Consider the following 26,336-nt stretch of genomic DNA (forward strand, 5'->3'; position numbering starts at 1 on the left):
GATACGTTTCGATTATTTCCGTTTTAATATACAGGTAAATTCTTCTTTTGAAACATCATTGATAAATTCAATGTGTGGAAAATAGCTCAATGCTCGTTTAATTCCACTACCGAGACCACTATATGGTAAAATATACTGTGATAGGGAATTGAGTATTGGATTGCGATGAATCGAAATTCCACTTTTCATTTTTTCAATTGTTAGAGAATTTGGGAGTTTTCCCGGAGAACGAATCTCTAAGCGATCCAAAAATAAAAATATCTTTACCGAAGAGTTGATATAATAATCTCGATGAACCATTGCATTGATAATCAATTCAGAAAGTGTTTCTTCGGGGATTTCTAATCTGCCTATAGTATTAAAATTTTCAGAATCCTGAAATCTCTTTAGAGTACTTTTTAAAAAATGTATTGATTGTTTAAATAAATCAGAAAATGATCCTTCAATGCGCTCTTTGGTGATAAACCTATTTACACTAACATCATTTCCATCAAAATATACACAATCTATATAAAAGGATTTTGAAAATTTTTGAGGTTGTAAACCAAAAAGTAGATTACCCGCAAGAGTCAAATGACCATCATCAATCAAGTCTAAATTTTTTAATATAGTTTCAATTGTTAGTCTTCCAGATTTTAATTCAGTAAAAACTTGACTATCTTTCTTTTCCAAGAATTGATAAAAGAGTTGAAGATTCAAGTCAGAAATATCGGTTTTCAATAATATTTCTTCGTCTGCATACAGATTCTTAGACTCTGCAAATAATCTTCTTAATTCTTCTTGAGATATTTTTTTTTTATCGCTACCTGATTTTGTATAAAATAAACCAGTACCAGTTTGGTAGGGTTTATTTATTCCTTTTCTTATAGTAATAATTATAATCCTTTTACTTTCAAATTCAACTACCTGAGTAATTGGATAAATCGGAGGTTTGACATTTTCATTTGCTGTATTCGAGATTAATTGATTGAAACTATGAATTTGGCTATCACTCAATCCTTTAACCTCACCATTATCTGCAACTCCAATAAATATATTTCCCCCTTCCGCATTAGAAAAAGCAACCATTTCCTCTGCTAGTTTTTTAGAATCAAGAATAACCTCTTTGAATTGATTGAAGCTATCTTCTCCTTTTAAAATAGTTTCTGCAATTTCTTGGTTATACATTATTAGTATTTTTTCCAAACTGTTCTATTGATATAGTCTGTGTAACTTTGAATGATTCGGACAACCTTTTCTGAAACGTTAGGCATACTGTAATCAGAAACTAATCTTAGACTTCTATGTTCTCCACGGGGTTGGTTTTCTAAAATTGGTATGGCTTGCAATACTCTTTCCAGATTTAATCCTACCATCATAACACTTGCCTCTTCCATGCCTTCCGGCCTTTCATGGGCTTCACGTATATTCAAAGCAGGAAAATTTAAAATAGATGACTCTTCATTAATTGTACCGCTATCAGAAATTGCGACTTTTGAATGAATTTGAAGATAATTGTAATCAAAAAACCCAAGAGGTTTTAAAGTTTGAATTTTCTCGTGTAGTTTGACACCTGTAGATTGAATTTTTTTACTTGTTCTTGGATGAGTAGAAACAATAACCGGGTAACCATATTTTTCTGCAATTGTGTTTAAAATCAGTATTAAATTCTTAAAATTTTTTTCTGAATCTATATTTTCTTCTCTGTGGGCGCTTACTACAAAATATTCTTTTTCCTTTAAATCAAATTTGTTTAAAATCGTTGATGATTCTATTTTTACTTTGTAGTAATTCAATACCTCAAACATCGGACTACCTGTTTTTATCACCTTATCAGGTGAAAGCCCTTCCCTCAATAAATATTCTCTTGCAATGGAACTATACGTCAAATTTATATCTGCAGTGTGATCTACGATTTTTCTATTGATTTCTTCTGGAACTCTTTCATCAAAGCACCTGTTTCCTGCTTCCATGTGAAATACTGGAATCTTTCTTCTTTTGGCAGGAATTACAGAAAGACAACTATTTGTATCCCCAAGAACTAAAAGTGCGTCAGGCGACACCTCAGCTAAAACAGAATCTACAGAAATGATTACCTTTCCAATAGTTTCAGCACCTGTGTTTCCGGCAGAGTTTAAAAAATAATCTGGTTTACGAATACAAAGCTCATCAAAAAATATCTGATTCAATTCATAATCATAATTCTGACCCGTATGAATCAGTATATGTTCACAATACTCGTCTAACTTTGCAAGTACTCGAGACAAACGAATAATCTCTGGTCTTGTACCTACAACTGTGGCTACCTTTAATTTTTTCATAAATTTATACTAAAACCTTTTGGCTATAAGTGTCAGGTTTTGACCGATCAAAAATTTCATTAGCCCAAAGCATTACGATCATCTCTTCTTCACCAACGTTTGTGATGTCGTGAACCCAACCAGGAATGGTCTCTACGATTTCAGGAAAATCCCCCGAAGTGTAAATTGTATGATTTTCATTTGTAATGAGATGTCTAAATCCAAACTTAGCCTTTCCTTTTATCACTAAAAACTTTTCTGTTTTCGTATGGTGGTAGTGGCCTCCCCTCGTAACGCCTGGCTTGGCGGTAAAAAAAGAAAACTGACCTGAGTCGGTTGTTTTCAACATTTCAACAAACTCACCTCTTTCATCTGTATAAGAAGGAAGAGTATATTTAAAATTTTCAGGCTCTAAATAACTCATGTAAGTTGAGTACAACGATCGCACGAACCCACAGCCTACCTTTTCAGTAACTAGGTTTTTTCGACTGTCTCTAAATTTGTACAATAGTTTTGCCAATTCTCCCAAACTAATTTTGTATTGAGGGTGGATTACAGTATCCTCTTTTTTATCATGAGGGCTTTTCAGTATAGAATAAAATTTTTCTACTACATCGTCTATATAGACAAGAATAATTTCAGTTTCTGGATTATTAATCTGAATAGGTAAATCATGGGAAATATTATAGCAAAACGTAGCTACAACAGAATTGTAATTTGGTTTAGACCATTTACCAAATACATTGGGCATACGAAAAATAAAAACTGGTGAGCCTGTTTCATTTTCTAAATTTAATAAAATTTTTTCTGCCTCAAGTTTACTTTGACCGTAATCATTATTTAGCTCTGCTTGAATGGATGACGAGAACACAATAGGAATCTTTCTATTTGTAGTTCGTAGAGACTTACAGATTTTTTCTGTGACACCTACATTAATGTTTTTAAACTCACTAACTTCTTTTGGTCTATTGACACCTGCAAGATGAAAAATAAAATCTGATTTTTTTACAAGAGAGTCCAAGTTTTCATCAGTAACATCTCTAGAAAAAGAAAATACTTGAAATTCTAATTTTTCCTTTAAGAAAGAAATTAAATTTTTAGATATAAATCCGTTATCGCCGGTTACTAAAACACGCATTTTAATCTATAAATTCTGCTGGCTTTCCATCTAAAAGATTACGAATAAACTCTAATTTCAAAAGTAAATTTTTCATTCCTTCAATATCAAGCCTTGTGGTGTTGTGAGAATTATAATCCTCCGAATTAGAAATTTTTTTCTCACCTGTTTCTACGAATTTTCCATAATTCAAATCTCTTAAATCTGGAGGAATTCTGTAATAACTTCCCTGATCTTCTGCATTTGCCATTTCTTCCCTACTTAGAAGGGTTTCATATAATTTTTCACCGTGCCTTGTACCAATTATATCTATTGGGTGATTTTGCTTTTGAAAAAGCTCCAAAATAGCTCTTGCTAAAGTTTCAATAGTTGCTGCAGGTGCTTTTTGTACAAATATATCCCCGTTTTGTCCATTCTGAAATGCGTATAAAACAAGTTCGACCGCATCCTCCAGAGTCATCATAAATCTAGTCATTGAAGGATCAGTAATTGTAAAAGATTTATTATTCTGCAACTGCTCTATAAATAAAGGAATCACAGAACCACGAGATGCCATCACGTTTCCATAACGAGTGCCACATACTACCATCCCGGAATTTTCTAAACTTCGAGACTTAGCTACCATCACCTTCTCCATCATCGCCTTGGAAATTCCCATAGCGTTGATTGGATAGACTGCCTTGTCTGTACTCAAACAGATAATCCTACTGACTCCACATTGAATTCCGGCTTCAATTACATTCTCGGTTCCCAATACATTCGTTTTCACTGCTTCCATTGGATGAAACTCACAAGATGGAACTTGCTTAAGAGCCGCGGCATGAAAAACATAATCCACTCCCCTAAGAGCACCCCGAATTGAATCCATGTCCCTGACATCGCCGATAAAAAATTTTAATTTTTGATTATTGTATTTTTTCCTAAGATCATCCTGCTTCTTTTCGTCCCTGCTAAAAATTCTGATTTCAGCAATATCGCTAGCTAAAAACCGATTCAATACTGCCTTTCCAAATGAACCCGTTCCACCTGTGATTAATAGATTTTTTTTATTAAACATTTTTCTTTTTTTCCATTTGTATTTGCGCTATTTTTTGAAAGAATTGAAAATTATCATTAGAACTTTTTTTCCAGCTATACAGTTTTGTCCTTGCAGAAGACCCATTAGCCATTTTTTTTCGAAGTGCAGGAGATTCTATTAATTTCTGAATTGCCTTCTCTATACTAAAAGAATTTTCAGGATCAAAATATTCTCCATCTTCCTGTAGAACTTCTGGCATAGGTCCCCTGTTCGACAATGCAATTGGAAGACCAGCAACCATAGACTCCATTAAAATGATCGGCATATTCTCACAACTGGAAGCAAAAACAAAAAGATCTGCCTGTTTGTACCAACTTTTTAGTTCACCATGAGGAATAGATCCATGATAATACAGAAAAGAATCTTCCACAGTCAGTTCCAATATTGCTTTCAATTTTTTCAATGACAGAGAATGAAAAGATGGACCTACCAAATCCAGCCTGAGAGAATACCCTTTTTTTACTAACGCCCAAACTGCCTCACAGACATTATCCTGATGTTTATAAACATCCACAGTAGATACATAAAGTATTCGAAATGGTTTTTTTTTTGTATATGTTGAAATTTTCTTTTGGACTTTTACCGGCCATCGAAAATCAAAATTTATCCCATGAGGAATGATGGTGGAAATCCCATTTGTTTTCCCGATTACTTTTAATACAGAATCTCTGGCATACTGTGTGAGAAAAATCATTCCATCCGCATTTTTGAATGTTGAAGACTGCAATATACGCAGTATGATTAGCCGAATCATCTGCCAGGAAAAACCATAACGCCTCATTTCTTTCCATTCAAATGGAAGCAGGTTTTGACTCAAAGTCACGTAGGGTCGAAAACTCCCAGAATAAGAACTACCGGGTATAAATAAAATATCGCAATGAAAAGCCCTTGCACGCCGGGAAAGAATAAATCTCTGCCAGTAAACCCGGAACGGCAAAGATTTATTCAACAAAGGCTCATCACATTTCGTCAACCAAGGCCTATCCTCAATTTTTTCCAGGGTTCCGGATCCACCCCATACCAACACTTTATCAAATCCGTATTGAAAAGGATTTGCTGATTTCAATAACTCAACAATATGAGTTACTCCTCCACCGCCACGAATGTTTGAAGCATCAATTCCAAGAATCATGGATTAGCTAAAATTCTTTTTTCCCTCAATTCTTTTCCTCTTTCTGCTCCTGCCCAAATCGCCAAAATACTTATCCAGAATAGATAATTCACATAAAGGGGAGCAGCCAAAAGATAGAGAAGCAAAATTATTCCCGCTGTATATTTCTTTCCAATTGCACAAAAAATCATTATAAATACAAAAAGTAATCCAATTAAACCTCTTTCGACCAAGGCAACAAAAAATCCCGCAGAGAAGGGCTTTCCTCCAAAAGTATTCTGGAAATCCACACCATGGCCAAAATAGAAATCAGGTTGAGTCGCCTTTTCTAATACAACTAAAGCACCTCGTATTCTATCTTCTCTATCTCCAAATGAAGTCAGATTCAATATTTCCATTTGTTTCATATTCTCATATTCGAAAATACAAAATAATGAGAAAATGGTAAGCATCAAATAAAACACAAAACGAAAATTATTTCCAGTAAAAGCTAAAACACTTATTGGGATTAAAGATAAAAAGAAAGTTGAAGAAAAAGTGACTGTACCAGCCAATAAATTCATCAGTACCCATAGCTTTTTATTCCGAAATTTACCGATATAACAAGCTATAAGCAAATTCATTGTAAAATAAAATCCTGCATATTGTGGCTCAACAAAAAATCCATAAACTCTTGTTATTATTGACGATCCATAGATTTTATTTAGAGTAATGCCCATCAGATGAAACTTAAAGTTATTTGGACTGAGATCAAGTAAGGACTCCAAGTTGAATATATCGGTATTGATCGATGTAAACTGATTCAGGAAAAATAAAGATAAAAACACAAATGAAGCGATGTAGCCTAATTTCACCCACATCTTTAAGAATAAATCCTGGTATACTTTTTCCAGTTTCAACAGCCTAAAAAACAAAGCATAAACCAAAATGATTGATAGATAGGATAAAATATTTTGAACTTTACTTTTCCATAAAAACTCTATGCAAAAATTCCCTAAGACAAAAAACAAAATCAAAATATCTATATAATGAAATCTTTTATTGCCCAAAGCCAGGAAAACCAATGCCAAGATTCCTAAATATAACCTTGTAAATGAGTTTACGAATTTTAATCTTTCAAATAACATCGGGGAGCCCACTAAAGTTAACGCAAGCACAAGCAACAAAGAAATAATCATAAAGAATTTCCTTGTCGAAATAGTTATTGAAAATGGATTGGCAAACAAAACTAACTCCTTTTTAATCTTCCATATTAAATTCTGAATCGGGAATTATTAAACATTATTCATTTATTAAATGATTTAATAAAGCATTCATGATTTGTCATAATAAAATTTAGTATTGAAAATCCTGGTGTATCCAGTTCATTTTTCTCTTCAAAAAGACTATATTTTGTTTTTGTGATTAAATTCAAAAAAATGAATATTTCTTAGCCGCTAACTATCCGTAGAACTTCTTTTACTCTTGCATCGAAACTATGCTCCTCATTGACCTTTTTCAATCCCTTTTGGACGATGGACTTTCTCAAGTCCTCATTTTTCAGATAGAAATCAATTAGACCAGGAATTTCTTCCGGTTTCCTGAAATAAACAATTTCTTTTTTGTCTTCAAAAATCGATGAAAAGCCATCACGGAAATCACAAATTTGAAAGCCCCCACATGCAATAATTTCCAGCATTCTCTGATTGATGCCGTCAATCTTGCTATGATTGTGGTTCAGATTCAAACAAATTTTTGCAGATCTGTAAAGACTTGCCGCTTCAGAATTTGGAAGATTGATTCCTTTTAATGAATTTGGATACATTTGAAAAAACTTTTCTAGAGGCGATTTCTCCCAACCTGGACCCCAGATGGAAATATCGAGTTTTTCGTTTTTCAGGTGAATAAACAATTCCTCCCTTGGAGGAAAATACGATGCCACAAAAGCAAGGTCTGTAACATATTTTGGATTTACTTCTCCCGGAAAATAACTTGCGGGATTGAATGCGCAAGGCAACCAGTGAACATGTCGAACCCCAAGTTTTTGAATTTTAGGGATATAATAGCTATCAAAAATAAAAAAGAAATCGTAATATTTGTAAAGATTTTGATTTGCATCTTTGTTAAAAGGATCATCTACCCACCAGTTTGCAAGCAAAGGAACATGTTTTTTTATATCGGCAAGAATTTCTTCCTGGATATCTCCTCCTTTTAAAATAAAAACCATATCATAATTATTTCTTTTTACTAATTGAATAATTTTTCTTCTGATATTAAAAATACGAGAATATAAAGCATCGAATACCCGAATTTTCCTTCTAAGGAAATTGCACCCCCTGAAAAAAACATTCCGCGATTCTTCTTTGTAAAAGAAAATATCTGCATCGGCGACCTTTTGAAAAGCTTCATAAGTCCCTTCAACCCAACGGCCATGCCAATTTTTTTCTCCAATAACCAGAATTTTCAAGAGGATCTGGTTTCCTTTAAATACCTTGCTCCTTCCCGAATTCCCACAGGATGGAACTCTAGCAAAGTTCGAATTTTTGAAATATCGTATGATGTATCTCTGGGTCTTTTTGCAATCGTTGGAAATGCATCGCTACCAACAGGGGATAACAAATCCGAGTTGAATCCAAATTCCTCAGCAATTACTTTTCCAAAATCATAAAAAGTGGTCTTTTCTGAACCTGCTACATTAAAACTCTGACCGGGAAAAGAAAGAGACTTCCAGCATACATTCGCGCAATCTCTATCCAACAAAGGCATGGTAACTGTATCGTTTACCAATTTCATGGGTTCATTATTTGAAAGCTTTTTTATGATCCAGCTAAAAGGATTGTCCCTTCTTCCTTCCTGTGGCCACCCATAGATCAAAATTGGGCGAATAATAATATATTGACTGGAATTTTCCCGAACATACTTTTCTGATAGAATTTTTAACTGACCGTAATAATTTACTGCCCTCTGCTCTGATTCTTCATTATAAGGTGGCGATTCGCCGTCATATACCGCATTAGAAGAAATAAATACTAAAGTGGAATGAATTTCATTTAAACATTCCACTAAAGGAGCTAGAATATCGTAATTAATTTTTTTTGCATGAGTCTGATTTTTTTCAGCATCGTCCACACTCCCGATTCCTGCAGTATGAAAAAGAACATCAGGCTTAAATTCTTTCACAAAACGAACCAGATCATCAGCATACTCTAGATTGATTTTTTTTGATTCAATCGAAGCCGGCAAATTGGATATCATATCGTTCATATAAGTAACTGCAATTATTGCATCCACCGGAGCTGTAGCAATCAAAGCTTTCCCCAGTAACCCGGTTCCACCGGTGATTAAGATTCTTTTTTTTTCCAATGAATATTCCCTTGAATTTTAAAACCCATAAGCACCTATAATGAATTCGAGTAATAGCTTTTTCACTAGTAATAAGAGGCAATACCCCTTAGGAATGTAATTGCTAAAATTATTTTTCTTAACCCGTCTAAAAATATTATAATTTTGGAATTTTACTCCAGCGATTGGCTTACAAAAATTAGAATTCAAGAATATTTTTATTAAAATACTATATCAAAAAATTAAGCTATCTGAATCTAAAAGATATGCAGTTGCATCGTAACTTTCGCCTATTATTTGATACCCATGTTTGTTCAAATGTTTGCACAACTGAATAAACTGAGTTTTACTCATTACCTGATTGCGAATTCCATGCTCAAATCTTATTATTTTAGGTTTTATTTTATTAAAATCTATAGACATCAATATTTCATAGTCGTAGCCTTCAGTATCCAATAAAAGTAGGTCAAGATTTTTAATTGAATTGGCTTTTATAAATTCAAAAAACGATACACACGAAACCTTAATTTCCTCCATATAGTCATCGTTTGGAATAAGAGTAGTTTTTTTCCAATGCGAAGAGTTAAAAGAGGCTATCCCTTTGGCAAAATCAGAAACCTTATTTTCATATTCTGGTTTAACTCTATACAAAGTCGCTTCTTTTTTTGATTGATGTATAGCAAGATTAAAAGGTAAAATATTAGGGCATCTCTTATAATTCTTAACTAATTTTTCAAAAATATCAGGCAATGGCTCAATTACAAAACCTGAAACGACATCTTTATTTTCTATATTAAATTGATAGATAGGATCGTTCATAATCCCGTCATTAGCACCTATCTGAATAAAGGTCAGTGTTTTATGAACTTCAAGGTGACGATATAGAAAACTCTCAAAATCAAAAATAGAGTAAGGTCCGATTTTGAACAATTTGAGTCTGAACTTTCGCAAAATTTTCAGCATTATTTTTTTTATTAAACCAAGTCTATTCATTTTGTTTCTCTTATCTTTTTTAGATTTTTAATCTTCACTGAATGATTTACCAGCACACAGAATAACTCCCTATTGTCAGGAAGAATTTTGATAGAAAAATTGAAGTTACAAGAATCGGTAATGTGATTAAACATCCTGTTAAAATAAGTACAAATTTATTTCTTACTCCGATATTATTATTCACATAGACACTAAATAATGTTGCAATCGTTTCAATCGCAGAAAGACATTTTTCACTCGACGTTGTATGAAAAAAAAAGCGGGAAAAAGTCTGCTTCAATCCAAAACTGGTAAAACGTCTAAAATCATGTGGTTGTTCATGTTCTTTATATACAAACGGAACAGATACTACGAAGATTCCGCCTGTTTTTAATACGCGATTGCATTCTGCTAACAGTGAATCCAGATTCTCTACATGTTCAAGAACCTGTGTGCAAAGGATTCCATCAAACTGTCTATCTTTATATGGAATATTGACACCATCAAAAAACTTATCAGGTTTTTTTAAGTCTTCAGATCTTCCACTCACCTCAACATCAATTCCTGTATAACTGGCATGGTTAAAACTTGATGCAAATGGTTTAAGTCCACAACCGACATCGAGCCATTTTGAATTTTTCTTCACGCATTCGGAAAGAATTTTTCGTGTAGAAATATCCATTCTTCTGTCCAATAACCATACAGGAGAAATTGCATTTCTTATAACCTTCCGAATTGTTTTCAATATTTTCACTTTATTAAATCTCTATAACTTATTGCCATTTTATTAGCAGTAAATCTTTCTTCAAACACCATTCTTCCATTTTTGCTCAGTTCTGTTGCTAAAGAAGAATCTCTGAAAATTTTACAGATTGTGCGACCAAATGTTTCCGGATCACTCTTTGAACAAACAAAACCTGCATTGCTTCCAGAAAGTACCTCAGGCATTCCACCAACATCGGTTGTGACAACCGGAACACCGAAAGCCATTGCTTCTATTATTGTTAAACCAAATGATTCATATTCCTGTGATGGAACAACAATTACACTTGCATTGGCAATCAAAAAAGCAGTATCCGGTGTAAAGTCATTTAGCATAACATTGTTTTCAAGCGAGAGTCGTTTAACTTCATCAGCAACAATCTGTTTTTCAATAGGTTTACCGTAGCCGTAGATTTTTAAAACAACATCCGGAAAATCTTTAACCACAAATTGAAAAGCCTGTAAAAGAAAAGTATGCCCTTTTCTTTGTTCATAAGTCGCAAGCATTAAACAATATTTTTGTCCTGTTTGTTGAATCTTTTCTTTGCAATCAATATATTCTATTTTTTCTGCCGGATCCTCAATACCATTATAAATGTAATACAATTTGTTACAACCACGGAAGGCTTTCCGGTTATTTAAAGATCCAAGACAATTCTTCGATACACTCACTAATTTCGAACACGACCATAAAACAGCAAGATCAATAAAATATTCAGGTACCCAAAAATACCAGGATGGTTTCACTGCAGAGTTGTGAAAATTAAATATTACAAGAGACTGTTTCCTCGATAGTCTCCATGCGATCGCCGCACACCGACAAAGCAAACTTGCAGGGTAACCTCCATTCACAACTATCAGACGATCGTAGAAGCTCTTACGAAAAAATAAAGTCAGAGTAATTACATACCAAGGAAAAAGTATCGGATATTGCAATACAATAAAAGCCAACATAAAGAGTTTACGAATTATATTTAACTGACTATTACCTTGCACAATCTTACTGATAAACACCCTACTATATGTTTTGATCTTTATGGGACGAACTATTTTTTCTACAATAGTTTCAAGACCTGGATGATTATCATTACAGACAAGAGTCAGCTCATCTTCTTTGTCCGGCCAAGCGTTAAATAGATTTATTAAGAAAGTATCTAATCCGCCTTTGTAAGAATTTTCTGTAAAAAAACAAATATTCAATGTTTGTATATTTTTCGAAGGTTTGGTAATACACTTTCGACCTGCTCTTTAGTCCATAAAGAAATAGTCATAGGTGGATGTGGATCAACATAATCATCTATTTCCCAGAGAGGGTCTTTTGGAAAATTGAATGGTGGCAGAGTAAGGTTAAGAGATCTCCAATCCCCTGTATGTATATCTTTATTTACATGATTATTATCTGTTACGCAATTTGTAGTTAGGATATATTTTATTTTTGATTCTGTAAACTTCTCAAGAGCCAGATAAATATCCAAATTAGAAAGATGATACAATACTGCGCGACATATCCATAAATCAGCAATCGGAAATGTGTCTCTGGTAATATCGAATTTTATAAAATTTACATTTTGATTACTAAATTTTTTATTATTTTTCTCAACAATAGCACTTACGATATCCCCGCCCAGATAATTGAAGCCACCTTTTTTTAAAATATGCTGCATCCAGTTCAGATCTCCGCAGGGAGCGTCAAAAACTGAATTTATTCCGAATTTAAAAAACATATTTGGTAATTGCTCACGTAATTTTTCAGTCTGCTCAAGAGTTGAACCGATACCGGATAAACTCTCATGATTCCCCCAATAGTTAATTTTCCATATACTTGTAAAAATAACTTCCTTTGATGCAGATTTAAACAAAATCTTTTCATGATAAAATCGTATTAGAATATACTTTATTCTAGAAGGAATACTTAATAGAAACTTAGGATCAATTAATTTTTTTAGGATTCTTTTCATATTGTAATTTTCTTTTTTGATTTTATTATTCATATTTTTATATTAATACTTCCTGTTCAATGATCTCTGAATTTGTTCTTCCTTCACCAAATGAAGTCAAAAACTCATTCAGATAATGAAAATATTTATTTCTATCCACTAAAGGATAAGTTTTTGGAATACATTCTAAATGATTAATACTCAACAAAGGCTGACCAAGAAGTTCAGATATATTTTTCATAAAATTCATAAGCCAAATATCTTGTTTTGACTCATCAGAATAAATGTAATAAATCGGTTTTTTATATATTACAGCATAAGAAACTGCAGTGCTTTGCTCTGTAATTACAAGATTTGCATTTTCAATAAGTTCCCTGGTTCGTCCATAATAAACTTCACGACCGCCAAATACTTCCGAAGGTGAGGTAAAAGCACTTTTGTAATGCGCAGCAATGACCACCCTTGCATTGAACAAGAATTCAAGCCTATCAAAAAACCTACAAAGAGCCGGATACCAAACTTCAATTGTCTTATAAACTGTTTCACCGGTAATTTTATAGTCACTTGCAAACATCGGTCCCGGTTCATCCAAAAAAACTATTACACCTGTATCCTGTTTTTGTATATTGCCTTTTTTTAATGATAAACATCTGTCGAAGTCAAAACTATGTCCTTTCAAAATTTTATATTTTTGAGCTTCATTAAAAACTTTATCAAGATAGTAATTTCCTGCTATCAGTTTGTGCGATATAAGTGAGTTCATCGGGGAAGGAATTCTATACCAGAAAAAAGCCTTTTTTTTATTGAAAAAATGTCTGAAGGATGACAGCTCTTTTATTTTTGTAAGCCAATTTGATTTCTTACTCTTTTGATCAAAAACGGGAAGACCAGTGTTGATAAAATTTATAACTTTTATACTGCTGTTTCTGATATAAAAATATCCTATCAAGTTAATGATATATTCTACAATAGAGTTCATGGGGATCATATAATTTACACAGGTTTTGATATTTTCCGATTGTTCCCTGATGTTTTTAATTTCTGATATGAAATCACGTAATGAACCTATCTTCTTAATATTCCCTAATGTTGAAAGTGCTTTAATCGCATTGGAGAATTCCCTATTAAGAACATGTGATATATCTAAAATTACAATTTCTGTTGTGGCACTGAATCCATCCAATCCCATTATAGTATAAAGAGTATCCACGAATTTATATGGATAAATTAATACATATCTTCGATTAACTGGTATTTGTGACATTTAATATCTTATTTAATTAAAAAAAATTATAATAGCCGTTTAATTAGTTTTGCAGGATTACCGGCAGCAACTGTATAATCCGGTACACTTTTTGTAATGATGCTTCCAGCCCCAACAACAGAATTCACTCCAATGGTTACACCTGGAAGTATAATACTATTCGCACCAATCCAAGCACCTTTTTAATTTTTCCTTCCATAAGTTTTACAACCTGAGGCATCATTCCGGAAAGATACTGCTTACTCGAATCAAGTGCATATATTGTTTTCACAAATTCAAATTTTGAAAGGTATGCAGTTAACCATCCGCCTCCGCATCCCATATCCATCACAGAAGAGCCGGGCGACAAATATTTATTCCATTCAATCAATTTTACAGCTTCCAGATAATTGCACTCTTCACAAATTCTTTTGATATGCTCCCCGGGGTCGCGGACATAACTTTTTGATTCCGGATAATAAATTTCCATTGCAGTATCAAACTGTGCAATATTCAGATCAGTCTGATCATGTATCCAGGATTTCACTGTCATTTTAAAATTGATTCCTTTTTTATTATCAGAATACCGGGCAGGAGCATGCCATCCAATCCTGATTTTACTAAAGTTTCAATAGCATCTTCCGCATTGCATACGATAGGCGATCCATGAAGATTCAGAGAAGTATTCAGAAGTGCCCCGATTCCGGTCTTTTGTTCAAATGCTTTGATTAATGCATAATACTCAGGATTCATTTCTTGTTTAACAAGTTGCGCCCTGATAGAAAAATCGTATGGATGCATAGCTGCTTTAATATGATTTTTTGCCATGGATGTACTGTCAAAAGCCAGCGCCATGTAGTAAGCATCCAATTGTTTTGGATTTACCAAATAATCGTTTCCACGTTCAAAGAGGATTGAGGGAGTAAAAGGCATCCAAAAATCCCGAAACTTTATTTTTTCATTGATAATTCTTAAATTATCAAAATTAGACGGATTACAGAGAATAGAACGGTTTCCGAGAGCCCTTGCTCCAAACTCCATTTTTCCAACACATCTACCAAGCACTTTTCCATTTGCAAGCAAGTCTGCTATGAATTCATTGTCAGGATTATCGATCACATTAAATGCAGAATCACTTCGAAACGGACGAGCTGAAACATTTGCCTCTTCAACTGTTGGTGCATAACCTAAATATGCATTCTGTAAGGTTCGAGGTGTATCCCCGGCATTCTTTGCAGCAACATATGCAGCACCAATTGCTAAAGACTCATCGCCTCCGCTAGGGGAGACATACAATTTTTTTATAACCGGCAATTCAGCGATAACCTTATTTGCTTTCACATTCATAGCCAATCCGCCGCTAAAATAAAGAATGTCTGTTTTGGTATGTTTCATCACATTAGTTACCCAGTCCGAAAGCATATCCTCAAGCCATAACTGTAATCCAGCAGCAATTCCATCAAATCTCAAACCCTCAAACTTTTCCTGAAAGTAAAAATACATATCGGTCGGTTTATTTTTCCATCGAAAGTCAATCCCATCAACCACAAGAGTTTCTTTTAAAATTGCATACGCCGGATCTCTCACATAATCTTGAGCATATGCTGCAAGCCCCATTACTTTGTACTCATGCTCATTAGGTTTCATTCCTAAAAGAAGAGTAATCCATCGATATATTCTTGCAAGATGACACATACCTGTTCGATGAATTTCCTTAATTTTTCCTTTTTCAACAATACTAATAGTTGCATTACAACCATCTCCCCAACCGTCTGCAGTAATAATCGTTGCTTTTTGAGAAACGCTATATGGCGATGCAAAATATGCATAGTAAGCATGCGATGTGTGATGGTCTATGGCTTTGATTTTTTCTTTTGAAATAGATAAGTGTCTATGAACAGTATTTTTTCTCTCTTCACTTGCTAATTGCTGCCACAGTTCCTGTGGCATTTTATCCATATAACTGTAATCATAGTAATTTTCATTAGGTTTATTAAAACGCCCATCATTCAATAAATCTTCCCAAAAAGTAGAAGACTTATTCTCATATAAAACCTTTCTCCAGTGTTCATGCATCTCTTTTACATAATCGCTTATAGAGTATCGTGTTATTCTTTTTGTTCGTAGTTGGATAGCATCTATAGTTTCAGTGGCAAAAGCAATAGCATCAATTTGTTCTGGAGTTATGCCAGTTGACTCTAAAATTGAATTTATAGCCTTAAATGGATATTCTGAATCATTTTTTACGCGAGAAAATCTTTCTTCGGACGAGCAAGCAATGACCTCTCCATCTTTGATTAAGGCAGCAGTTGCATTATGGTCTTCATTAATACCTAAAACTATCATTTTTTTTCCTTTGCTTAAATAGTATATTTTCAAATAGTGATCTTCCCCCGGAAAATCGGACACGGCTATGCGACAAATTTTTCATACATTAACTATGGTTTTTGGCAAAAAAATAAATAATAAAAGGTTCCCAATGAACAAACAAAACAAATCTCAATCCTCTGATCAATCAAAAAAAATGAGTATGAACGATTTTCGCAAATATGCTGTGACTGAAATAGAACGTTTCGTTCGTAAAAGTGCTGTTAAAATGATTACGGGTATCATCGAAGAAGAAGTAACTCTTCTTTGCGGTTCATCGTTTCAGCATAAAAAAGGAGGTCTTGCCCACCGAGCTGGTAGTGACAAGGGCAGTATTATTTTAAACGGTAAGAAAGTTCCAATTGGAAAACCAAGAGTCCGTCAGCATAATAAAGAAATTCAATCGGAATCATATCAAAAAATGAAGGATAAAACTGCGCTATTCAACCATGTATTTAAGTTAATGATCTCAGGATTGATTACATGTTCCTATGATGATGTTGTTCGAGAATTAGAAGAAGAATTTGGCATATCGAAAAGTTCTATTTCTCTCGGCACTTCATTAAGGAATCCAGATCGTATTTGAATGAACTGAATTCTAGAAAAATAGCAGACCGAATTTTCTGGGTCATAATGGTTGATTTCATCCACATTGGAGGTGATGTAGTCATTGTTATTCTCGATGTTGATACGTTAGGCGAGAAGCATTTTCTATCGATTTCTCAAGGTTCTACCGAAAATACAGAAGTAGTTCTTTCTTGTCTTGATCAGTTACGAGAAAGAGGAATCCTCTTTACTAAAAAGGTTGTTGCGGTAATCGATGATTTTTTAAAGGTATTTGTAAGGACTGAAAGAAGGTGTAATTAATTTTGTGTAAATATCTTTACTCCGAAAATAAAAGAGGGTAAAGAATATGGCAAAACAAAATCCAGAAAGACGAGCTCCTTGAAGAGTTGATCAAGGAATACAAAAATCCTGAAGAATTGATCGGTGAAAATGGTCTTCTGAAAGAATTAACCAAAGCTATAGTCGAGAAGGCTATGCGGCAGGAACTGACCCATGAATTGGGTTATGAAAACATTCTCGGCAAAATGGTGCCGGCAATTCCTAATGGTTTTTGAAAAAGACTATCAAGGGATTTTGAAACCTGGAAATCGACGTTCCAGAGACCGGAATCTGAATTTGAACCGAAGATAATCAAGAAAAACCAGACCCATTGAATGGATTTGATGATAAAATAATTTTATGTATGCGGCGAGGAATGACGACACGCGACATCCAGGCTCATCTTCAGGAAATCTATCAGGTTGAAGTTTCTCTGATCTGATCTCCACAGTAACAGATGGTGTAATCGAAGAAGTAGTAAAATGGCAGACCAGACCTATTGATTCAATCTATCCGATTATTTATCTTGATGCATTGAGGGTCAAAATTAGAGACGATGGTCAGGTCAAAAACAAGGCTGTTCATATGGCTATCGGCGTCAATATGAACGGTTTAAAAGAGGTTTTGGGCTTCTGGATTGAAGAAAATGAAGGATCCAAGTTCTGGCTCCAAATCCTGACTGAACTAAAAACCGTGGGTTGCAGGATATATTGATTGCCTGTGTTGATGGACTTACCGGTTTTCGGGAGCGATTAAAACTATTTATCCAAATGCCGAAGTTCAGCTTTGTATCGTTCATATGGTCAGAAATTCTCTGAAGTATGTTTCCTTTAAAAATCGAAAAGAGCTTTCATCTGACTTGAAAAAATCTATCGTGCAGTGAACGTTGAGGAAGCAAAATTAAAACTTCAGGAATTTTCTAAAAATGGGATTCAAAATATCCGATGATTTCAAAATCCTGGGAAAACAGATGGAATGAGATAATTCCTTTTCTTGCCTATCCGGCAGAAATCAGAAAAGTAATTTACACAACCAATGCAATCGAGTCTTTGAATATGACGCTTCTGAAAAGTGATCAAAACCGGGCTTCATTTCCCAATGATGATGCGGCAAAAAAACTGTTGTATCTGGCTCTGCAGAATGCATCAAAAAAATGGACCATGCCTATCCGGGATTGGGGTGCTGCGATTAATCAGTTTGCAATAAATTTTGAAGGGAGAATGGAAATTTAAACGGAAAAGGATTTTACACAAAATTTCCTACACCCTCTATTTTTCTTATTTTCAACACCACGACTAACTAAATAATTAAATTTATAACATTCATATAGTTCGTTATTAATAGACAGAGAGTCCATGTATTCTAAATTATCAAAGCTCTCTGCTCTAAAGATTTTGAGGTTTAACTCTGAAGCAATTCCCTGCATCGAGTCTACAGGATTATCAAATACATGGTATTTCATTTCATCTGTTGTTATCATTATTATTATTATTATTGGTTTTTTAAATAATATCGCATATGAGTGAGATGTTGATTGATGAACTATTACAAACTCACAATACTTTACTAACTGAGCTGTATTAAATTTAATAATTTCTCTATCTTCAAAAATACTTTTATTATAATCAATGGTCGGATGAGATGCAATTATTACTCGCAAACCAGATTTTTCAATAATTCTAAACACCGAATTCATTTTGTTATAATAAACTTGAGGCACCATTTTGTATATATCCGGATCATATAAATGATTGACCATACCGGAATCTAAAAACACAACATATTTATCTGTTGTTACCCAACACTCTTTTTCTCTTACACTGAGATAAGCGTCATTATCACATAAATTAATCGAAATTTTTTGATAGAATAATTCCCTCGTACTTTTCATATTATTGCCTGCGGTAAAAATTATATCAAAAGGAGAAATTAAATTTAATTGCTTATAAAATCCAATAAAAAACTTATTATAAATCCTAAAAATAAAATTTTTTATACGGGACCAAAACGCTCTTCGCTGGAATGAATTACTTTTTATTTTTTTTAAAAGTTCCCCATGAAAAATAAATCTTACGGCAATTTTGTTTTGCCAAATATCTATAAATTTTAATAAAAGAAAACTTATGGGGCAAAAATAACAAAATATAAATAGCATTGCGATTTTTTAGATCTTTTATATAATTATTAAACTCTGAAAAACATCTAATAATTATTTCATTTCTATAAGGTTCCAAATCAAAGATATAGCCATTTCTACATAATAAACTAACATTAAGATACTCACAAGCAAACCCATTTTTTTCTAAATCATCATAAAGCCAATGTTCTGCTATTTTTGAAGAAAACTTTACATGAGAAATATATACAACTTTTTTTTTCATTTATACTAAATTCTTATCTATTACATATAAACTAAATTTTTGGATGATGCATCTCTTAATAATCTTATATAAAACTCATCAATAAATTCCGTATTTTCCTGGTATTTTTCTTTTACTCTAAAATAATCTTCATAAGTAGCATAAGAAAATAGGGATGAGGTTGCTGACTTTGTTAAAATTACAAAAATATCTATTCCATTTGATGCCAATTGAATACTGTTTGTATATTCATTTATTGAATCTTTACTAAAAAAAGGTTGTTTATCTGAATAAAAATGGCTTTCCATTCTTGGTAACCCCAAATAATCGCACCCAATTAAAATCGCTTTTGAAAATCCCATATATTTTGCAATTCCTATCATTGCTGATAGAGAACTAAAACAAACTGAAAAGTTATCTGCCAGATCACAATTATTACCATCTTTATCTCCAAAATTGTAAAAATAACTTACCTCTTTGAATTCATTTTTTTCCATATACTTCTCGATCCCAAAGTTTTGATAATCTCTCTCCAGAAAAGGATACTTGGTTACAAAAAAATTCTTTTCATAGGAATCAAGTCAATGAATCTTTGCCGAGAACTGTGTCTATACTCAGCCAATAAATTCTACTCATTATCAATTGACGAGCTCGCTCTCTTCCACAAGCTGCAATTTTTTCTCTTTCCTTTTTATTAGTAAGATAAAATTGAATTTTCTCTACAGCATCTTGGATAGAATTATACGAAATAAAATGTTCGCCTGGTATAAAATATCTTTTAATCCCCGGCACTTCAGGTGCAATAAGCAAAGTTCCTGCAGCAAGAGTTTCTAAATATCTATAAGTCAACTGTGTTATCCACTTCCAATCGTTAATCGGTAAATCAATTTGCTCGGCTGTTGTAACGATAACCGCCGAATGACTTAAAATTTTCCAATATTCTTCATCGGACTTTCTATGCTCTCCAGGAATTCGTCCTCTGATTTCTAAAGTAAGTTTTTTTGTCTTTAATATTGTAGCGACGGATTTTAAAAATGTAGTCCTTGGTTCATAAAGCGATCCAACAAAGAGAGCTTTCTTTTCTAATTTTTTAGGACGAGCATCATTGATCTTATCAAGCATAGAAAGAGTTGTCATAGATAAAGGCATTAGATTTGGGGCTACTATCCTGTTATGCGGGAATAGCGGATAACCCTCACTAGGTGCTAAAAAACTAATTACAACCCCTCTAAGAGCAGTGAGGATAACAGCTTGCACCCTCCAAGTTCGATAAGAATAATCTGCAAGTAAAACAATCGGAATAATTCCCCTACTAGAAAATAAAAAAACGATACGAAATGCTTCCACAATAGCCTTGAACCAATTTTGATTTCCAGTTCTCGGATCATAAAAATAATGGTTAGGCTTATGCTGATTAACTGCTTCTTTTACTTGTTCAAAGTAGCCCTTATCTTTTTGGATTACCACTTTCTGAACGCGTTCCTTGCCTATATATTCACAGGCAGTCGTATACAATTCTTTAAATTCTATAGAAAGCCAACCAATTGCTCCTGCTTCTAGACAAATAGAATTACCCGTAGTAGTTTCTCTCTTTACTTTCGAGAAAAAAAAAACTCCGAGTGGTATCAGGATAATTCTTGTTATCCAATAAAGAGGAAAACTAATTCTTGGAAGAACAGTATCTTTAAAGAATGTTTTTTTCATTTCAGCTTTTATCATAAAATTTCTATTTCGGGTAGAGGAAAAATCAATTTACCACCACCTGATAGATATTCTTGTTCCCTTTGAATAATCGACTCTCTAAAATGCCAAGGCAAGACTAGCATATAGTCAGGCTTCATCTTTCTTGCTTCTTCTTCGGAAATAATTGGAATGAGTGTTCCCGGTGTGTAAGCCCCATATTTATTTGGATTCACTTCAGCGATATAGAGAATATCCTTTTCTGTTAGTCCACAAAACTGTAGTAGCACATTACCCTTAGTGGACGCTCCATAGCCAATTACTTTTTTTCCATCGGATGTCAATGCTCGGACAAGGCTCAAAAGATTTTCCTTATGTTGAAAAACTCTTTCCTCGAAGCGACGATAGGGAGCTGGACTTTGTAAGCCCATTCTATCTTCTTGTTCTAGCATCCAGTTGATAATTGCATCATTTGCTTTATGCGTTGAACCTTTTCTAGCTGCGGTTACAGCAAAACTGCCACCATTGATGGAATTCATTTGGACATCGATGACTCGAAGCCCACATTCTTCTAATAATTTTTTAACAACTCCGAGTGAATAGTATTCCAAATGCTCATGACAGACTGTATCAAAAGCATTCATGCGTAACATTGTAGGCATATAGCTCTGCTCAAAATGCCAGATTCCATCTAAATCTAATACATCCGCTATATCCAGAACAAATTTCTTAGGTGATTCCAAATCATAAAACATTGCAATCGAAGTAATGATCTTAGCCCCTTGGTTTGGAAATTTATGACGATAAGCCGTAGCAGTAAAAAAATCAGAAACAAGCTCTATTCCATCTGTATAGTATTCAAAAAACTTTTTACCTGTTGGATCAATTCCGATACGTTTCAATCCATCTACATTGTATGACTTAAGCGTGGTTGCATCATTACTACCGATATCCAATACAACATCGCCTAACGCAAGTGGACACAGTCTAACTAAAAAATTTACCTTTTCCTGTAGATGCTTTACCATTGTTTGATTGAGTCCAGATCGATAACCGTAATTCATTCCATACATTTCATCGAGATCATAAGAATGTTTTAACTGCAACAACCCACTATCCGGACAAAGAACTAGCTCAAGTGGGCCAGAAGTTATTTGATCTTTTTTATCACTTGGAAATACACCTGTTAATACCTGTTCGCCGAGATTCAAAACAGAAATCAAATTCTTACTTCCACTAATCCTACACTCCGTTATTTCTTTTACTTTTTTGTTCATATGTTTCCTTTCTATTCGCGTGAATCGCTTTATTTACTGACAAATATCTCTGCACATTCAATATTTTCTGCCACAAACGGTTTATAGATTTCTTCAGATATTACATAAGGATCTACATACCAATCTTCAAAGTCTCTTTCCCGACATTTGACATTAGAAACAACTCTTATATAGCCAAGTTCTAACCAAAAAGCACGAGACTTATTCATCCATTCACTACCACTCAAATAATTATCGTGTTCGTATGTAATAATAGAAAACCGATATTCAGTATGAGGTAGCTTTAAGAGGGCTTGGTATGTGATCTCGGCAGGATCAATGTCCAGAGAGAGATAATCGATCTGTTTTGGAAAGCTTCTTTTACGAAATTCTGAAGCATAATCAAAATTAGTCGCATCTTGTTTTAGAGCCAAGTTTTTACGAGCTAAATTATAATCTTCCACTATTTTGGAATCAATATCAAGGGAAAAACCATTCCAGCCTAATTCGGATTCTAAAATATAGGTATTATTCGATTGCTTAGGCTCTCCAGCTCCAATCTCCAGATAGAAACCTTGCCTTTTAAAATTCAGCATTTTCCTTACAAATAAATCCTGATGAGCTTGGGCAAATGTAACATGACCCCCGACAATTCTTCGTGATTCTATATCTAAATCTTTTTCCATTTTTTCCTAATTTATTGCATTTTATAACCCTACCGCAAAAAGACGAAATTCTACTGAATATCTACAATTACAATAAAAGCAAATCCATCCAACCATCATTGTGTTTAAATTTATCGAATAGGATATCTATAGCATTTTCTGTGACTTCCATTTTATTTGGATTCACTTCTGCTAAATCATAATAGTATTTATAATAAAGCATTCCACATTTCAAGGTTCATAAGAATCAGATCGAATAAGTCCATAAGGCCAAAATTCAATTTACCATTGGTATTCTTGCCTTACAAATTTCTTTCGCTCCTTCTAAAATTTTTCCCTCGTATCCTTGTGTATCCATCCAAATAAGACACTCATTATTCTTTGAAACAGGAAACATTTCATCCAAAGATTTTGATTTTACAGTTATTTTTTTTCTCCGAGATTCAGAATACATTCCATCTTGTTCACTTACCGTTACTCTATGATCACCGCTATTGTCTGTTGATAATTCAAATATAACGTCTTTCTCCTCAGAGCCTAAAGCTAGATTATATGCTACGATTTTATCAGCCAGCCCATTTATATATATATTCGCCATAAGTGTACGAAAATTTCTAGGTTCAGGTTCAAACGCAATTGCTCTTTCCGCCAAACCTCTTTTCACAATAGGGATCGAAATTGTTCCAATATTTGCCCCTATGTCTATCAGTGTTTTTAATTTAAAATCAGAACCCAGTATTTTTAACACTCGCGGAACATGCGTCCAACCAAAATGACCATCAACATATACATGCTTAGATATCGCTTGGTCATATGGAAAACAAACATAATGTTCTCGTCCCCCTTCCCATTCAACTGAAGAAAATACATATTCTTGCCTTTGATCTAACGATTGAAATTTTGCTTGTCTAAGTATTTTAAATTCAAACCAAGCAGTAAATCTAAAAAATAAAGCTATAATTGATACTATATATCTGTTTATTTTTTTTTTCATTCTTCCTCGTGTCTAAGCCTTACTAAAAACCATCACATATACACTTGTCCAACTTTTGCCGCTTCTCTCATTAACCTTAAAAATTCAGGGTCAATAAATTCTATATTCTCTTGATACTTATCCTTAGTCCCAAAATATTCTTCAAAAGAATAAGACGGAAAATCAGGATTTTTTATCCCTTTCGGAAAAATTAATACAATTTCTAATCCGAGCGATTGTAGTAATTTCGTGACTGGGAGCTGATACTCCGGACTATCCTCGCCGAACGCTGGAACTCTGTCTGAATAGAAATGTCCTTCTAATTTTGGCAATCCTAAATAATCACAACCAAGTAGTATTACTTTTTTAAAACCCATATACTTGGCAACTCCAATCATTGCATGAAGAGAACTTTTGCTAATCGTAAAACTTCCTGCAAGGTCGTAGCTTGCTTTCTTCTTATCTCCATAATGATTAAAATATACCAACTCCCCTAATCCTTTTTTTGGTGCATAAAGACTAGTTATACTTGTAAAAATAATCTTATCTTGGTTTTTTGTTAAAAGGCTTTTCCCTTTTACAATAAAGAAATTCTCTCGAAATGAGTGACTATGCAAATGATAATAATACGGATAAAATCCATACGAATCTGCCAATACCCAATATCTAAAATCCACATCTTTCATTCTCTTGTCAATAGGAGAAAAATTACAGGCAATCGCTGGAATCTTAGGTAGCACTTTAAAATCATAATACTTCAAAGAAGCTCCATTTCCAAATATCAAACATGTCTCACCCTTATGAATATCTTTATATTTAATATTTTTTTTAACCAAAGGCTTATGTAAATACCAAAAGGTATGAAATATCTTTCTAACAATCAAGTAAATAATTTTTCTAATCATTTGCTTTTATCCTTTTAAATACCCGTCACCTATAGAAAACTTCTAACTTTCAAAAACAGGCAGATTGATATTTTTCTCAAGCAGATATTCCCTTGCTCCTGGCAAACCGTTCCCGATAAAGTTAAATAAATTTGCTGTGGAAACAGCGTCTATATATTCCATAGACAATGCTTCCTCAAAGTGGTAACGATTGCCTGCTCCCCCGGAAACAATTAATGGCTTTTGCAACAATCCAAATAAAATAGAATATAAATTCATATCGTATCCCTGTCCTGTCCCATCTTGACGCATTGAATGAAGATATATTTCGCCAACAGGTAATTTATTTACCTGATTAAGATATTCGCTTAATGACAAATTAATCTTTTCAGTTCCATTTTCAATATACACTTCTGGAACATTCATTTGGTTTAGATTGTAGTCAATAGAAGCAACCATACTTTGTGCCCCATAAACCTCAGCAATAGATTTAACAACATCAGGATTTTTATACAATACCGAATTTACTACTATTTTATCCGCTCCGTTTTCAAATAAATTTTTTGCATCCTGAAAAGTCCTGATACCGCCTCCGGCAGCAATCGGAACAAAAATTTCTTTTGCCAATTCCCGCAATACTTCTTGAAAAAATTCTGGACTCCGGTTTTCCCGGTTTACATCCAGTACGACCAGTTCATCAATAGAAAAAGCAATCTTTGGAAAATTATAATTTTTATTCAGCCAGTTCAGATCTCCCGCTTTTTGAAGTCTGAAATTGCGGCTAAGACAAAAAAATCCTGAATTATAATGAAGAGTGAAGATTAGTCTTTTTTTTGCCAAGAATTTACCTCCAGAAAATTCTTAATTAACCTAAGCCCATTTTTTTGACTCAATTCAGGATGAAATTGTGTTCCGAAAATATTTTCTTTTTCAAAAGCAGATATAAATCGCTCCCCGTCGTGTTCGGTATATGAATACTTTATATCTTCCTCCGTATCAATAAGTCTGTAACTGTGAACAAAATAAAAGTCGGCTTTTTCAATAATTCCTCCGAACAATCTTGAATTTTTGTCGGGATAAACAGAATCAAATCCTATGTGGGGAACTTTTCTTTTTAAACTGTCAAACAATGAGAAATGACCTTCAACAAGTTTCAGCCCTTCTGTAAATCCATCCTCATCACTCGATCCGCACAATAGTTGCATCCCCAGACAAATTCCCAGTGTTGGGATTTTTGAAATTTTTGCACATTCGATAATAGGATTACTCAAATCCAGTTCATTCAGCTTTGAGATTGCTTTACGAAAAGAACCTACACCTGGCAAAAGAATATGAGAACAACCGGATAATCTTTTCCCATCACTAATCAGTTCATAAGGTGCTTGTAAATACTCCAAAGCACCCATGATTGAATACAGATTACCGGCGCCATAGTTCACAACTCCT

Annotated in this window: 28 protein-coding genes and 1 pseudogene; 3 read left to right on the top strand and 26 right to left on the bottom strand. The window is 33.7% G+C overall.

Going from position 1 to position 26,336, the window contains the following annotated elements; translation table 11 throughout:
• Positions 1 to 12: 12 nt before the first annotated feature.
• The 16 genes from HS129_06925 to HS129_07000 form a co-directional block, all read right to left on the bottom strand.
• On the bottom strand, positions 13 to 1,167 hold the full coding sequence (locus HS129_06925; protein ID MBE7411782.1) for a putative DNA binding domain-containing protein: 1,155 nt from the start codon (positions 1,165 to 1,167) through the stop codon (positions 13 to 15).
• Positions 1,168 to 1,169: 2 nt separating this feature from the next.
• Entirely contained in the window at positions 1,170 to 2,300 is a 1,131-nt protein-coding gene (wecB, locus tag HS129_06930; protein MBE7411783.1) for a UDP-N-acetylglucosamine 2-epimerase (non-hydrolyzing), read from the bottom strand.
• 4 nt (positions 2,301 to 2,304) lie between these two features.
• Positions 2,305 to 3,417 (bottom strand): SDR family oxidoreductase, encoded by a 1,113-nt coding sequence (locus tag HS129_06935; protein MBE7411784.1) that lies wholly within the window; start codon positions 3,415 to 3,417, stop codon positions 2,305 to 2,307.
• A gap of 1 nt (position 3,418) precedes the next feature.
• Entirely contained in the window at positions 3,419 to 4,453 is a 1,035-nt protein-coding gene (locus HS129_06940; GenBank protein MBE7411785.1) for a polysaccharide biosynthesis protein, read from the bottom strand.
• The gene (locus tag HS129_06945) at positions 4,446 to 5,606 is read right to left on the bottom strand and encodes a glycosyltransferase family 4 protein (GenBank protein MBE7411786.1); all 1,161 of its coding nucleotides are present in this window, start codon (positions 5,604 to 5,606) and stop codon (positions 4,446 to 4,448) included. The genes HS129_06940 and HS129_06945 overlap by 8 nt, the downstream gene beginning before the upstream one ends.
• Positions 5,603 to 6,763, bottom strand: coding sequence for a hypothetical protein (locus HS129_06950; protein MBE7411787.1), 1,161 nt, complete (start codon positions 6,761 to 6,763; stop codon positions 5,603 to 5,605). The genes HS129_06945 and HS129_06950 overlap by 4 nt, the downstream gene beginning before the upstream one ends.
• 251 nt (positions 6,764 to 7,014) lie before the next feature.
• A complete protein-coding gene (locus HS129_06955; GenBank protein MBE7411788.1) occupies positions 7,015 to 8,031 on the bottom strand; it encodes a glycosyltransferase in 1,017 nt (338 codons plus the stop codon).
• Positions 8,028 to 8,927: an SDR family oxidoreductase gene (locus HS129_06960; protein ID MBE7411789.1), complete on the bottom strand. Its 900-nt coding sequence runs from the start codon at positions 8,925 to 8,927 to the stop codon at positions 8,028 to 8,030. The genes HS129_06955 and HS129_06960 overlap by 4 nt, the downstream gene beginning before the upstream one ends.
• Before the next feature lie 213 nt (positions 8,928 to 9,140).
• Positions 9,141 to 9,899, bottom strand: coding sequence for an FkbM family methyltransferase (locus HS129_06965; protein MBE7411790.1), 759 nt, complete (start codon positions 9,897 to 9,899; stop codon positions 9,141 to 9,143).
• A 46-nt stretch (positions 9,900 to 9,945) separates the two neighbouring features.
• Entirely contained in the window at positions 9,946 to 10,560 is a 615-nt protein-coding gene (locus HS129_06970; GenBank protein ID MBE7411791.1) for a class I SAM-dependent methyltransferase, read from the bottom strand.
• A 68-nt stretch (positions 10,561 to 10,628) separates the two neighbouring features.
• Complete coding sequence (locus HS129_06975; GenBank protein MBE7411792.1) at positions 10,629 to 11,840, bottom strand: glycosyltransferase family 4 protein; 1,212 nt, start codon at positions 11,838 to 11,840, stop codon at positions 10,629 to 10,631.
• Entirely contained in the window at positions 11,837 to 12,499 is a 663-nt protein-coding gene (locus tag HS129_06980; GenBank protein ID MBE7411793.1) for a class I SAM-dependent methyltransferase, read from the bottom strand. Before HS129_06980 ends, HS129_06975 begins: the two co-directional genes overlap by 4 nt.
• 136 nt (positions 12,500 to 12,635) lie before the next feature.
• Positions 12,636 to 13,841, bottom strand: coding sequence for a hypothetical protein (locus HS129_06985; protein ID MBE7411794.1), 1,206 nt, complete (start codon positions 13,839 to 13,841; stop codon positions 12,636 to 12,638).
• 26 nt (positions 13,842 to 13,867) lie between these two features.
• Entirely contained in the window at positions 13,868 to 14,011 is a 144-nt protein-coding gene (locus HS129_06990) for a hypothetical protein (protein MBE7411795.1), read from the bottom strand.
• Positions 13,978 to 14,373: a hypothetical protein gene (locus HS129_06995; GenBank protein MBE7411796.1), complete on the bottom strand. Its 396-nt coding sequence runs from the start codon at positions 14,371 to 14,373 to the stop codon at positions 13,978 to 13,980. The genes HS129_06990 and HS129_06995 overlap by 34 nt, the downstream gene beginning before the upstream one ends.
• Positions 14,370 to 16,199, bottom strand: coding sequence for a carbamoyltransferase (locus tag HS129_07000; GenBank protein MBE7411797.1), 1,830 nt, complete (start codon positions 16,197 to 16,199; stop codon positions 14,370 to 14,372). Before HS129_07000 ends, HS129_06995 begins: the two co-directional genes overlap by 4 nt.
• A 34-nt stretch (positions 16,200 to 16,233) precedes the next feature.
• Between HS129_07000 and HS129_07005 the strand changes: the two genes are divergently transcribed.
• The 3 genes and pseudogenes from HS129_07005 (at position 16,234) to HS129_07015 (ending at position 18,304) form a co-directional block, all read left to right on the top strand.
• Positions 16,234 to 16,773 carry a transposase gene (locus HS129_07005; protein ID MBE7411798.1) on the top strand — a complete coding sequence of 180 codons (540 nt, stop codon included), beginning with the start codon at positions 16,234 to 16,236 and terminating at the stop codon, positions 16,771 to 16,773.
• The gene (locus HS129_07010; GenBank protein MBE7411799.1) at positions 16,770 to 17,054 is read left to right on the top strand and encodes a hypothetical protein; all 285 of its coding nucleotides are present in this window, start codon (positions 16,770 to 16,772) and stop codon (positions 17,052 to 17,054) included. The genes HS129_07005 and HS129_07010 overlap by 4 nt, the downstream gene beginning before the upstream one ends.
• A 44-nt stretch (positions 17,055 to 17,098) precedes the next feature.
• Positions 17,099 to 18,304 (top strand): annotated as a pseudogene (locus HS129_07015) (IS256 family transposase).
• Here the strand turns inward: HS129_07015 and HS129_07020 are convergent.
• The 10 genes from HS129_07020 to hisH all read right to left on the bottom strand — a co-directional run bounded on the left by HS129_07020 (position 18,301) and on the right by hisH (position 26,329).
• Entirely contained in the window at positions 18,301 to 18,963 is a 663-nt protein-coding gene (locus tag HS129_07020) for a hypothetical protein (GenBank protein ID MBE7411800.1), read from the bottom strand. The pseudogene HS129_07015 and the gene HS129_07020 sit on opposite strands and share 4 nt — an antisense overlap.
• A gap of 136 nt (positions 18,964 to 19,099) precedes the next feature.
• Entirely contained in the window at positions 19,100 to 19,453 is a 354-nt protein-coding gene (locus tag HS129_07025) for a hypothetical protein (protein MBE7411801.1), read from the bottom strand.
• Between the two features lie 20 nt (positions 19,454 to 19,473).
• Complete coding sequence (locus HS129_07030; protein ID MBE7411802.1) at positions 19,474 to 19,929, bottom strand: hypothetical protein; 456 nt, start codon at positions 19,927 to 19,929, stop codon at positions 19,474 to 19,476.
• 79 nt (positions 19,930 to 20,008) lie between these two features.
• Positions 20,009 to 21,151: a glycosyltransferase family 1 protein gene (locus HS129_07035; GenBank protein MBE7411803.1), complete on the bottom strand. Its 1,143-nt coding sequence runs from the start codon at positions 21,149 to 21,151 to the stop codon at positions 20,009 to 20,011.
• A complete protein-coding gene (locus tag HS129_07040) occupies positions 21,148 to 22,389 on the bottom strand; it encodes a methyltransferase domain-containing protein (GenBank protein ID MBE7411804.1) in 1,242 nt (413 codons plus the stop codon). The genes HS129_07035 and HS129_07040 overlap by 4 nt, the downstream gene beginning before the upstream one ends.
• Before the next feature lie 29 nt (positions 22,390 to 22,418).
• Positions 22,419 to 23,054: a hypothetical protein gene (locus HS129_07045; GenBank protein ID MBE7411805.1), complete on the bottom strand. Its 636-nt coding sequence runs from the start codon at positions 23,052 to 23,054 to the stop codon at positions 22,419 to 22,421.
• Between the two features lie 256 nt (positions 23,055 to 23,310).
• Positions 23,311 to 24,027 carry an FkbM family methyltransferase gene (locus HS129_07050; protein ID MBE7411806.1) on the bottom strand — a complete coding sequence of 239 codons (717 nt, stop codon included), beginning with the start codon at positions 24,025 to 24,027 and terminating at the stop codon, positions 23,311 to 23,313.
• Positions 24,028 to 24,059: 32 nt separating this feature from the next.
• Positions 24,060 to 24,911 (bottom strand): hypothetical protein, encoded by an 852-nt coding sequence (locus HS129_07055; protein ID MBE7411807.1) that lies wholly within the window; start codon positions 24,909 to 24,911, stop codon positions 24,060 to 24,062.
• Between the two features lie 42 nt (positions 24,912 to 24,953).
• Positions 24,954 to 25,730 carry an imidazole glycerol phosphate synthase subunit HisF gene (hisF, locus tag HS129_07060; protein MBE7411808.1) on the bottom strand — a complete coding sequence of 259 codons (777 nt, stop codon included), beginning with the start codon at positions 25,728 to 25,730 and terminating at the stop codon, positions 24,954 to 24,956.
• A complete protein-coding gene (gene hisH / locus HS129_07065) occupies positions 25,712 to 26,329 on the bottom strand; it encodes an imidazole glycerol phosphate synthase subunit HisH (GenBank protein MBE7411809.1) in 618 nt (205 codons plus the stop codon). Before hisH ends, hisF begins: the two co-directional genes overlap by 19 nt.
• Positions 26,330 to 26,336 lie beyond the last annotated feature (7 nt).

The organism is Leptospiraceae bacterium, assembly GCA_015075105.1.
GTDB lineage: Bacteria > Spirochaetota > Leptospiria > Leptospirales > Leptospiraceae > JABWCC01.